Source organism: Vibrio sp. (assembly GCF_047973365.1).
In the GTDB taxonomy this organism is placed as follows: Bacteria; Pseudomonadota; Gammaproteobacteria; order Enterobacterales; family Vibrionaceae; genus Vibrio.
Map to the genome: position 1 here is coordinate 1 of NZ_JBKEBW010000148.1, position 11540 is coordinate 11540.

Below are 11540 nucleotides of genomic sequence, written 5' to 3' on the forward strand. Positions count from 1 at the left end.
AAAACTTCTTCGCTTTACTCAAAACAGAGATGTATCACGGTCAAAGCTTCACTGATGCTGATGAACTGATTGCAAATATCGAAGAATATATAGAGTATTACAATACAAAACGGATTAAGGTGAAATTTAAAGGCCTGACTCCGATAGAATATCGAAATCAGGCCTTGCAAGCCGCTTAACAGAAATGTCCAACTTTATGGGGTCACTTCAGACCGTGGGAACGATAACTCTGTCTTTTTGAGCTTAACTGACAGACATTAGGCTGTTGAGTCGCTCTTTTTCTCGGCTTAATCCTACAAAAAACAGTATTTATTGTTAAAGATTGATTACCTTAAAGAAATAAAAATGTTGATCACGTTATAATCCCTACTTATACCCAACTACTTGGAGTTGCAGGTAGGCGGCAAGTGAGTGAATCCCCAATCGCATAGATAAACTATGCGATTGGGGTGAGCGAACGCAGCCAACACCGCTGCGACTTCAAGTAGGAAGGGTATATTATAATAATACTCATCCTTCTCAGTTGGTGCAGAAGGGGAAAGCAATGTCAAAGAGTACCGTCATTAGAAATGGTACCTAAAAGCCTAAAGGATGGTTTCATGAGTCAGGACAAAATAGACATAAAGGATGTGACTCCTAAAGTCTTCAACCCCAAGACCCACAAAGGTCAGGAAGGAGATAGATTTAACCCAAGCAAAGGGATATATGTCCGCGAAAGCAAAGGCACATACCAAAAACTGCGCCGTTACGGCGGTTGGCTATTATTACTGTTTTTTGGATTGATATCTTGGATCCCATATGGCGAGCGCCAGGCCATCCTGTTGGATCTTGGTCACCAACAATTCAATTTTTTCGGCACTACCCTTTATCCGCAAGATTTAACGCTACTTGCTCTGCTGTTTATGATTGCCGCATTTGGATTGTTCTTCCTTACCACGTTTTTAGGACGAGTATGGTGTGGCTACCTCTGCCCGCAAACCGTCTGGACATTCATGTACATTTGGTTTGAAGAAAAACTTGAAGGCAGTGCCAACAAACGACGCAAACAAGATGAAGGTAAAATGACCGCCAAGCTGGCGATACGTAAAACACTCAAACATATTGCCTGGTTTGCCATTGCACTGGTCACAGGTTTTACATTTGTCGGCTATTTCGTTCCTGTTCGCGACTTAGTTGTCGATTTTTTCACTCTAAACGCGACCTTCTGGCCGGTATTCTGGGTACTGTTTTTTGCCATTTGTACTTATGGTAATGCCGGTTGGATGCGCTCAATCATGTGTATTCACATGTGCCCTTATGCCCGTTTCCAATCAGCGATGTTCGACAAAGATACCTTCATTGTGGGTTACAACACCACTCGTGGTGAACAACGTGGACCTCGTTCGCGCAAAGCAGATCCAAAATCGCTTGGTTTAGGAGATTGTATCGACTGTGATTTATGTGTGCAGGTGTGCCCTACCGGCATCGACATTCGCGACGGCTTGCAATATGAATGTATCAACTGTGGCGCTTGTATTGATGCCTGTGATACCACGATGGAACGCATGGGCTATGCAAAAGGGTTGATCAACTACACCACGGAACACCGTCTTTCTGGTAAACATACCAAAGTGATGCGCCCGAAACTGCTTGGCTATGGTGCGGTATTACTGATTATGTGTGGGCTGTTTGTGGCTCAAATTGCTGCCGTTGATCCCGCGGGTTTAAGCGTGATTCGTGACCGAAACCAACTGTTTAGAACCAATAGCGCAGGTGAAGTGGAAAACACTTACACTTTAAAAATCATCAATAAAACACAACATACTCAGGCATACCAACTGAATGTCACCGGTCTGAGTGATGTCACTTGGTATGGCAAACAAACGGTACAGGTTGAACCGGGTGAAGTGGTCAATTTACCGATGAGTTTGGGTGCCAATCCGGATAGCTTAAGTTCTCCTGTTGCGACAATTCAGTTTATACTCAGCGACGACAGCAACCAATTCACGATTGAAGTAGAAAGCCGCTTTATTAAGAAGCTCTAAACTTCATCAGCGAAAAAATTATAGTAAAGGGCTCAGTAATGAGCCCTTTTTAATCAATGACTCAAGCAACGTTTCACTTTGACGCTTTAACGCCAGATCTGATGTGGTACGCATTAGAGAGTATCGGTATCCGGGCTGAATCTGGCTTTCTTGCGCTGAACAGCTATGAAAACCGCGTCTATCAGTTTGTCGATGAAGATAAACGACGTTTCGTGGTGAAGTTTTATCGCCCGCAACGCTGGACAACCGAGCAAATTCGCGAAGAACATGAATTTGCTCTTGAATTGGCGGAGGCTGAAATCCCACTTGCGCCACCGCTGATCATCAATGGCACCAGTCTCCATCACTATCAAGGCTACCACTTTGCTCTGTTTAACAGCGTCGGTGGTCGTCAATTTGAAGTGGATAACGAGGAGCAGTTGGAATGGGTTGGTCGATTCTTAGGCCGTATTCATAAGATTGGCGAAGAGAAAGTGTTTCAACATAGACCAAGCTTAGGTTTAGAAGAGTTTCTCTATCAACCCAGAAGGTTACTGCAAAATTCCCAATGCATTCCGCTACACCTTGAGAAGGTATTCTTCAACGACTTAGATTTGCTTATCAAGAAGATAGAACAACAATGGCCTGCCACACACGCCAATATTCGCCTGCACGGTGACTGTCATCCGGGCAATATTTTATGGCGTGATGGTCCGATGTTTGTCGATCTTGATGATGCTCGCAATGGTCCAGCGATACAAGATTTATGGATGCTACTCAACGGCGAACGCCAAGATAAACTGGTTCAACTGGATATTTTGCTTGAAGGCTACCAAGAGTTTTGCGATTTTAACCTCTCGGAATTGAAACTAATTGAACCACTTCGTGGTCTACGAATGGTGCACTACATGGCTTGGCTGGCAAAACGTTGGGACGACCCGGCGTTCCCAATCGCCTTTCCCTGGTTCAACGACCCTAAATACTGGGAAGGTCAAGTGCTCGCATTCAAAGAACAAATCGCAGCGTTAGACGAGCCTACGCTCTCACTAATGCCACAATGGTAACATCACAATATTAAGTTATTGCTTTTAAAGGAAAATGGAGTCCGTAATGAAAAAACTGTTTGCACTGGTTGCAACCCTGATGGTTAGCCTTTCGGCTTACGCAACAGACTTTCAGGAAGGAGTGCACTACAAAGAACTCAACCTCACCCCTTCGTCAAAACCTGTCGTAGCAGAATATTTCTCATTCTATTGCCCACACTGTAATTCGTTTGAACCCATCATTGCTCAATTAAAAGATAAACTGCCTGAAGGCGTGAAACTACAGAAAAATCACGTTTCATTCATGGGTGGCAACATGGGTAAATCCATGAGCAAAGCGTACGCGACTATGATTGCACTTGGCGTTGAAGAAAAAATGATCCCGGTAATGTTTAACCGTATTCACAACTTACGTCAGCCACCAAAAGATGATCAGGAACTGCGTCAGATCTTCACTGATGAAGGGATTGATGGCAGCAAATTCGATGCGGCATTCAGCGGTTTCGCGGTAGATTCTATGGTTCGTCGTTTTGATAAGCAGTTCCAAGAGAGCGGTCTAAGCGGTGTTCCAGCCGTCGTGGTCAACAACCACTACCTAGTGCAAGCTCAAGGCATCGAAACTCTGGATGAATACTTTGAGTTAGTTAATTTCTTAGTTAACAAGAAATAAGTTAACCAGAAATAAATCCTCGCAAGGGAGCTTTACGCTCCCTTAAGTTTGTTGGCAGACTGTCCGTAATTAATAGACCGTCAGTAATTAATCGATTGTGAAGTCAATTGCTTTAATAACCGATCCATGGCCCGATAACCCAATGCTTCAGCCAAATGTGAACGTTTGATCTGCGGCTCCCCCTGTAAATCGGCAATAGTCCGCGCTACTTTGATAATTCGATGATAAGCGCGAACTGAGAGCCCCAAACGGTGCAACGCATTTTCAAGAAACTCCGCGTCTGATTTGCTCAACGGACAAACTTGTTCTATCTCTCGGCTTTGCAAAAACGCATTGACCTTACCACTGCGCGCTAACATTTTTTCACGCGCTTGCAGCACTCTTTGTTTGACCACAGCGGTTGTTTCTCCCCTGTCTCCGCCATTAGCCAGAGTTCCCTTCGGTAGCGAAGGGATTTCAATCGACATATCGAATCGGTCCAAAAGTGGACCCGACAATCGGCTTAAATAGCGCAAAATCACCTGTGGATTGACTCTGGCTTGCTCGCCTTCGTGATAGCCCGTGGGGCTGGGATTCAAAGCACCAACTAATTGAAAACGAGCAGGGAAACGCGTTTTACCTTGCGCCCGGGAAATAATAATTTCGCCCGATTCTAAAGGCTCACGCAGTGAATCTAACACCTTACGTTCAAACTCTGGCATCTCATCAAGGAAAAGTAGACCGTTGTGAGCCAACGAAATTTCTCCCGGACGAGGTATTGAACCGCCCCCGACCAAAGCCGCCATGGAACTTGAGTGATGAGGAGAGCGGAATGGCCGCCGTTTCCAATTGTGGATGTTGATCTCTTGCTGAGTCAAAGACGCCACCGAAGCTGTCTCCATCGCTTCAGCATCCGTCATTGGCGGCAGCAAGTCACACAAACGCGAAGCCAACATCGTTTTCCCCGTACCTGGCGGCCCCAAAAACAACAGGTTGTGATTTCCCGCCGCCGCGATTTCTAACGCACGTTTTCCCTGCTGCTGACCGATGATATCTTGTAGATCACGCAAATGATCCACCTCAGGTGTGGTCTTTGAGCTTGCAAATAGACTCAATGTTTTCTGCCCACACAAATCGGCACACACCTCCAGTAATGTTTGCGCTGACTTATGCTGTTTATTATCGACCAAAGCCGCTTGATCGCCATTCCAGTGAGGAACCACCAGACAACGCTTGCTCTTAGATGCTGCCAACGCCGCAGGAAGCACACCTTTCACACTACGAAGCTCGCCGGATAACGCCAGTTCACCGATGAATTCGTGTTTGTCTAAGCATGTTTGTGCTATTTGGTTTGAAGCGGCCAAAATCCCGAGCGCAATCGGCAAATCAAATCGGCCGCCCTCTTTGGGCAAATCTGCTGGGGCCAAATTGACGGTAATTTTCTTGGCTGGAAAAGAAAACTGAGAATTGATGATCGCACTACGTACCCTATCTCTTGATTCTTTCACTGTGGTTTCCGGCAAGCCGACTAAGGTAAACCCCGGCATACCGTTACTAATATGTACTTCCACAGTAACCGACGGCGCTTCCACACCGACACTTGCCCGGCTATGAATAATCGCAAGTCCCATCCGTTTTCCCTTATGCTTTGATTAACAATCACGCAGCAGCAAATTCAGCCTGCTGCTAGCGGGTGGTACTTGTTATATATCGTGAGAGCTAAGAGCGAGAATGTGAAAAAAGAATGAGTTTTTGCTTGTCATGTAACGGAGATGTGTGTTACCACTAGAGACGCAAACAATTGCGCATACTTTTAAAACGATTTTTTAGAGCATATTGATGAATTTGAACGCCCGCATTAACTCACTGATTATCCTGATTATCGTGGTCATTATTAAGACCGCGCGGGGACTTGCAGGCGTAAAATAATTGCCAAGATTCAAAAAGCCCCCGCACTGAAAAGTCCGGGGGCTTTTTTACAGCCTTTATGCTGAAACAAAAAACAATAAGACTATACCCAAACCACTTGAAGTTGCAGACAACACCACTGCCGCTTCAAGTAGCAAGGGGATAAATAAAAAGCACATACTGATTAATACCTAGTCGGATATGTCAGGAAGAATGGGAGAGCACATGACGTGCAAACACAACACAACTAACAACAGCGGTGCAAATCGCACTAACGGAGGCATACGATGACGGGAGCACAACTAGTCGTAGCCGCTTTAAAACAGCAGGGTATCAAGACCGTTTTTGGTTATCCGGGTGGCGCAATCATGCCCATCTATGATGCTTTGTATGATGGCGGAGTAGAACACATACTGTGTCGCCACGAACAAGGTGCTGCAATGGCTGCCATCGGCATGGCCAGAGCCACTCAGGACGTCGCAGTCTGTATGGCAACATCAGGCCCTGGAGCCACCAACCTTGTAACCGGCCTTGCCGATGCTTTTCTCGATTCCGTTCCACTCGTTGCTATCACAGGTCAGGTCGCCAGTTCACACATTGGTACTGACGCTTTCCAGGAAATGGATGTGATAGGTATGTCTCTCTCTTGTACCAAGCACAGCTACCTCGTTACCGATATTAATGAGCTTGCGCCAACGCTTGCTGAAGCGTTTGAGGTTGCTAAAACTGGCCGCCCAGGTCCAGTTATCGTTGATATCGCTAAAGACGTGCAACTTGGTCAGGCACCCGTGACATCACTACCTAGCTTTACCCCACCAGCGATTCCTCAGGTTGACCCACAACAGTTAGTCAAAGCACAACAGTTGATGGCTGAAAGTGAGCGTCCGGTGTTGTATGTGGGCGGTGGTGTGCAACTGGCTCATGCGACCGACTGCGTGCGCAACTTCTTGCGCTTAAACCCAATGCCTTCGGTGAGCACATTAAAAGGGTTGGGAACCATCGAGCGCCACGATCCACACTACCTGGGTATGTTGGGGATGCACGGCACCAAAGCCGCTAACCTAGTCGTTCAGGAAAGCGATTTGTTGATCGTAGTCGGTGCCCGCTTTGATGACCGAGTGACTGGCAAGCTGGATACCTTTGCGCCACACGCTAAAGTCATTCATATCGATATCGACGCAGCCGAGTTTAACAAACTACGTAAAGCCAATGCGGCACTACGTGGTGACATTAATAGCATCTTACCTCAGCTAGAATTGAGTCATGATATTTCATCTTGGGTGCACCACAGTGAAAGCCTGCGCAGTGGCTTTAAGTGGCATTACGACCATCCGGGCGATCTTATCTATGCACCGCTGTTGTTGAAGCAACTGTCAGACATGATGCCTGATAGCGCCATTGTCTCGACCGACGTCGGTCAGCACCAAATGTGGGCAGCGCAGCACGTACAGCCACGTATGCCACAAAACTTCATCTCGTCTGCCGGTTTGGGCACTATGGGCTTTGGCTTGCCGGCTGCAATGGGCGCTGCGGTCGCTCGTCCACAAGACCAATCGATTCTGGTTTCTGGTGACGGTTCATTCATGATGAACGTTCAAGAGCTTGGCACGCTGAAACGGCGTAAAATTCCGGTCAAGATGGTGCTGTTGAACAACCAACGCCTGGGAATGGTCCGTCAGTGGCAATCGCTATTTTTCGATGGTCGCCACAGTGAAACTATCCTAGACGACAACCCAGACTTCGTCATGCTAGCAAAAGCGTTCGATATTCCGGGCAAAACCATTACCAAGAAAGAAGAAGTTGAACCCGCATTAAAAGAGATACTTGAGAGCAAAACCGCTTATCTGCTTCATGTACTGATCGATGAAGAAGAGAACGTATGGCCGTTAGTACCGCCGGGCGCATCCAACAATGACATGTTAGAGAACACTTAAGAGAGGCTCACCATGCAAAGATATCTACTCGACATCAAAGCAGACGATAAACCCGTACTACTTGAGCGTGTTCTGCGTGTCATTCGCCACCGCGGCTTTATCATCAAACAAGTAGCAGCAACTCAGAACCACGAAAGCAAGGTTGCAAGCGTAGAGATCATTGTCGACAGTGACAGACCGATTTCGACTCTAATCAATCAGATAGAAAAATTATGGGACATTCGTACTGTTGATGTAACTAACATCAAAAATGACGAGCTTCCAAACAACAATTTACAACAAAAAATTTGCGCTTAAGCCTTTAGGGCAAAGCAATAAGGTAAGGAAACACAACATGCCTAAATACCGTTCGGCCACCACGACACATGGACGCAACATGGCTGGAGCACGCGCACTATGGCGTGCCACTGGCGTTAAAGAAGAAGATTTCGGTAAGCCAATCATCGCGGTCGTCAACTCGTTCACTCAGTTCGTTCCGGGTCACGTTCACCTAAAAGATTTAGGTCAGCTAGTTGCCGCTGAAATTGAAGCCGCAGGCGGCATCGCTAAAGAATTCAACACCATCGCGGTTGACGATGGTATCGCAATGGGTCACGGCGGCATGCTTTACTCACTGCCTTCTCGTGAGCTGATTGCCGACTCAGTCGAGTACATGGTCAATGCACACTGCGCCGACGCAATGGTGTGTATCTCTAACTGCGACAAAATCACTCCGGGGATGCTAATGGCGTCTATGCGCCTTAATATTCCGGTGATCTTTGTTTCTGGTGGCCCAATGGAAGCGGGTAAAACCAAGCTTTCTGATCAGATCATCAAGCTCGATCTGGTTGATGCCATGATGCAAGGCGCTGACCCTAAAGTGTCCGACGCGCAAAGCGAGCAGGTCGAACGTTCTGCCTGCCCAACCTGTGGTTCTTGTTCCGGTATGTTCACCGCAAACTCAATGAACTGTTTGACGGAAGCTTTGGGTCTATCTCAACCGGGTAACGGTTCTATGCTGGCAACCCACGCTGACCGTAAAGAGCTGTTCATCAATGCCGGTCGCCGCATCGTAGAGCTGACCAAACGTTACTACGAGCACGATGATGTCACCGCGCTGCCACGCAATATCGCCACTAAAGATGCGTTCGAAAACGCGATGGCGCTGGATATCGCCATGGGGGGGTCAACCAACACCGTTCTTCACCTGTTAGCAGCCGCTCAGGAAGGTGATGTCGATTTCGATATGACCGATATCGACCGCATGTCTCGTATGATCCCACACCTATGCAAAGTGGCACCATCGACGCAAAAATACCATATGGAAGATGTTCACCGCGCCGGTGGCGTGATGGGGATTCTAGGCGAGCTTAACCGAGCAGGCTTGTTACATAGTAAAACCAACACGGTGCTAGGTTTAACGATGGAAGAACAACTTAGCCAATACGATGTGATGCAAACCAATTCGGACGCGGTAAAAGGCTTTTTCCGTGCAGGCCCTGCCGGTATTCGTACCACTAAAGCCTTCTCGCAAGACTGCCGTTGGGAGACGTTAGACCTTGACCGTAAAGAAGGTTGTATCCGCGAGAAACAACACGCATTTAGCCAAGACGGTGGTTTGGCAGTTCTGCGCGGTAACATTGCGCTTGATGGTTGTATTGTTAAAACGGCCGGCGTAGATGAAAGCATCCTCAAATTTGAAGGCCCAGCGGTGGTATTTGAAAGCCAGGAAGATGCGGTTGAAGGCATTCTTGGTGGCAAAGTGAAATCTGGCGATGTGGTGGTTATCCGTTACGAAGGCCCTAAAGGTGGTCCGGGTATGCAAGAGATGCTTTACCCAACCACTTACCTAAAATCTATGGGGCTGGGTAAAGAGTGTGCACTATTAACTGACGGTCGTTTCTCTGGCGGTACTTCGGGTCTATCCATTGGGCACGTCTCTCCGGAAGCAGCAAACGGCGGCACGATTGGTCTGGTAAAAGCAGGCGACACTATCTCTATCGACATTCCAAACCGTACTATTTTTCTTCAAGTTTCAGAGCAAGAGCTCACAGCGCGCCGTGCTGAACAAGAAAAACTCGGTTGGAAGCCGGTTGATCGTCAACGTGAAGTTTCTTTTGCACTAAAAGCTTACGCCAGCATGGCAACCAGTGCTGACAAAGGCGCAGTGCGAGATAAATCTAAGCTAGAGGGCTAGATTTATGACCTTAAGCCAACAAACTGGCGCAGATTATCTGCGCCAAATCCTGCGCGCTCCTGTCTATGAAGTGGCGAATGTTACGCCACTGCAAGATATGCCTCGCCTGTCTGCTCGTATCGGTAACCAAGTGCAGATCAAACGTGAAGACCGCCAGCCGGTGCACTCATTTAAGTTGCGCGGCGCTTACAATATGGTCTCGAATCTGACCGAAGAACAGAAAACTGCCGGTGTTATCGCAGCCTCTGCGGGCAACCACGCACAAGGCATGGCGTTATCCGGCACTAAGCTGGGTATCAAAACCACCATCGTCATGCCTCGCACCACTCCGGATATCAAGGTAGAAGCAGTTCGTGGTTTTGGCGGTAACGTGATTCTGCATGGCAGTAACTTTGACGAAGCGAAAGCAGAAGCGGAGCGTCTATCAGCAGAACAAGGCTATACCTTTGTTCCCCCTTTTGACCACCCGCTAGTGATTGCTGGTCAAGGCACTATCGGTATGGAGATGCTGCAACAAAACGGCCATCTCGATTACATTTTTGTCCCGGTTGGCGGCGGCGGTTTAGCAGCGGGGGTTGCGGTACTGGTTAAGCAGTTGATGCCGGAAATCAAAGTCATTGCGGTAGAACCTGAAGATTCAGCCTGTTTAAAAGCGGCGTTGGATGCAGGTGAACCAGTGGTACTTGACCAAGTCAGCATGTTTGCCGACGGCGTGGCGGTAAAACGCATCGGCGATGAAACCTTCCGCCTATGCCAGCAATATCTGGACGGTCATATCACGGTATCCAGTGATGAGATCTGCGCCGCAGTAAAAGATATCTTTGAAGACACGCGCGCCATTGCCGAACCTTCAGGAGCGCTAGCGCTGGCGGGATTGAAAAAATTCGCCGAGAAAAACCAACTGAAAGATAAAAAGCTAGCAACCGTGCTATCGGGCGCCAACACCAACTTCCATGGTCTGCGTTATGTTTCAGAACGTTGTGAATTGGGTGAAAAACGCGAAGGGCTACTTGCGGTAACGATTCCCGAGCAGAAAGGCGCGTTCTTTAAGTTCTGCCAACTGATCGGTAACCGAGCGGTGACCGAGTTTAACTACCGTTATAGCGACGATGAACTGGCAAACATTTTTGTCGGTGTTCGCCTTGCCGGAGGTCAGGAAGAACTCAACTCAATCATCAAAGAGCTACGCACTTCCGGCTATCCGGTTCAGGATCTCTCTGACGATGAAATGGCGAAACTGCACACCCGTTATATGATTGGTGGCAAGCCGTCTAAACCATTGAAAGAGCGTTTATACAGCTTCGAATTCCCTGAATATCCGGGCGCACTGCTCAAGTTCCTCAGCACTTTGGGCACTCACTGGAACATCAGTCTGTTCAACTACCGCAACCACGGTGCTGACTATGGGCGCGTACTGTGTGGCTTTGAGCTTGAACAAGCTGACTTAGAACGTTTCTCCGCGCATCTGGTTGAGCTGGGCTATCGCTGCAAAGATGAAACCGACAACCCGTCTTATCGTTTCTTCTTAGCGAAATAGCAACTTTAGTACAAAAGCCATCGACTTTCGATGGCTTTTCTTTGTTTGCCCAGCAAAGCTGGCAAACCCGTCCACTTGAAAGAAAGTGGAGTCACCCTGACTAAGGGGAAGACAATCCGAATGGCAAGGGCGTCACGGGCTAACGGTGGGGTCTGAAGGAAGCCATAGGAAGTTAGATGTACACAACTAACCGTAATCTGTTTCGGCGGTACTGGTGGGTAAGCGTCCAAAATAGCGCAAAGCCCAATACTTAGTCAGACCAATACTGTGATTGAGGGTGGGATATCTAA

9 protein-coding genes are annotated in these 11540 nt (G+C 47.8%); 8 read left to right on the plus strand and 1 reads right to left on the minus strand.

Features of this window, described 5'->3' with window-relative positions; translation table 11 throughout:
- The 4 genes from ACK5MF_RS17565 to ACK5MF_RS17580 form a co-directional block, all read left to right on the plus strand.
- On the plus strand, positions 1 to 179 hold a 179-nt coding region (locus tag ACK5MF_RS17565; RefSeq protein WP_416919125.1), incomplete at its 5' end, for an IS3 family transposase.
- A gap of 420 nt (positions 180 to 599) precedes the next feature.
- Entirely contained in the window at positions 600 to 2024 is a 1425-nt protein-coding gene (ccoG, locus tag ACK5MF_RS17570) for a cytochrome c oxidase accessory protein CcoG (protein WP_416923831.1), read from the plus strand.
- 56 nt (positions 2025 to 2080) lie between these two features.
- A complete protein-coding gene (locus ACK5MF_RS17575; RefSeq protein ID WP_416923832.1) occupies positions 2081 to 3067 on the plus strand; it encodes a serine/threonine protein kinase in 987 nt (328 codons plus the stop codon).
- Between the two features lie 46 nt (positions 3068 to 3113).
- Positions 3114 to 3716 (plus strand): thiol:disulfide interchange protein DsbA/DsbL, encoded by a 603-nt coding sequence (locus tag ACK5MF_RS17580; RefSeq protein ID WP_416923833.1) that lies wholly within the window; start codon positions 3114 to 3116, stop codon positions 3714 to 3716.
- 80 nt (positions 3717 to 3796) lie between these two features.
- On the opposite strand, the gene ACK5MF_RS17585 is transcribed toward ACK5MF_RS17580, so the two are convergent.
- Positions 3797 to 5326, minus strand: coding sequence for a YifB family Mg chelatase-like AAA ATPase (locus tag ACK5MF_RS17585; protein WP_416923834.1), 1530 nt, complete (start codon positions 5324 to 5326; stop codon positions 3797 to 3799).
- A gap of 564 nt (positions 5327 to 5890) precedes the next feature.
- On the opposite strand from ACK5MF_RS17585, the gene ilvG reads away from it, so the two are divergent.
- From ilvG to ilvA, 4 genes are read left to right on the plus strand one after another with little or no spacing between them, the layout of a single operon-like run.
- A complete protein-coding gene (ilvG, locus tag ACK5MF_RS17590) occupies positions 5891 to 7537 on the plus strand; it encodes an acetolactate synthase 2 catalytic subunit (protein ID WP_416923835.1) in 1647 nt (548 codons plus the stop codon).
- Positions 7538 to 7549: 12 nt separating this feature from the next.
- Positions 7550 to 7834, plus strand: coding sequence for an acetolactate synthase 2 small subunit (ilvM, locus tag ACK5MF_RS17595; protein WP_165309930.1), 285 nt, complete (start codon positions 7550 to 7552; stop codon positions 7832 to 7834).
- A 37-nt stretch (positions 7835 to 7871) separates the two neighbouring features.
- A complete protein-coding gene (ilvD, locus tag ACK5MF_RS17600) occupies positions 7872 to 9713 on the plus strand; it encodes a dihydroxy-acid dehydratase (RefSeq protein ID WP_416923836.1) in 1842 nt (613 codons plus the stop codon).
- Positions 9714 to 9717: 4 nt separating this feature from the next.
- A complete protein-coding gene (ilvA, locus tag ACK5MF_RS17605) occupies positions 9718 to 11250 on the plus strand; it encodes a threonine ammonia-lyase, biosynthetic (protein ID WP_416923837.1) in 1533 nt (510 codons plus the stop codon).
- Positions 11251 to 11540: the final 290 nt, after the last annotated feature.

Coding starts and splice junctions, on each gene's coding strand:
- ccoG (WP_416923831.1), top strand. CDS start 600: ATGAGTCAGGACAAAATAGACATAAAGGATGTGACTCCTAAAGTCTTC.
- ilvA (WP_416923837.1), top strand. CDS start 9,718: ATGACCTTAAGCCAACAAACTGGCGCAGATTATCTGCGCCAAATCCTG.
- ACK5MF_RS17575 (WP_416923832.1), top strand. CDS start 2,081: ATGACTCAAGCAACGTTTCACTTTGACGCTTTAACGCCAGATCTGATG.
- ilvM (WP_165309930.1), top strand. CDS start 7,550: ATGCAAAGATATCTACTCGACATCAAAGCAGACGATAAACCCGTACTA.
- ACK5MF_RS17580 (WP_416923833.1), top strand. CDS start 3,114: ATGAAAAAACTGTTTGCACTGGTTGCAACCCTGATGGTTAGCCTTTCG.
- ilvD (WP_416923836.1), top strand. CDS start 7,872: ATGCCTAAATACCGTTCGGCCACCACGACACATGGACGCAACATGGCT.
- ilvG (WP_416923835.1), top strand. CDS start 5,891: ATGACGGGAGCACAACTAGTCGTAGCCGCTTTAAAACAGCAGGGTATC.
- ACK5MF_RS17585 (WP_416923834.1), bottom strand. CDS start 5,326: ATGGGACTTGCGATTATTCATAGCCGGGCAAGTGTCGGTGTGGAAGCG.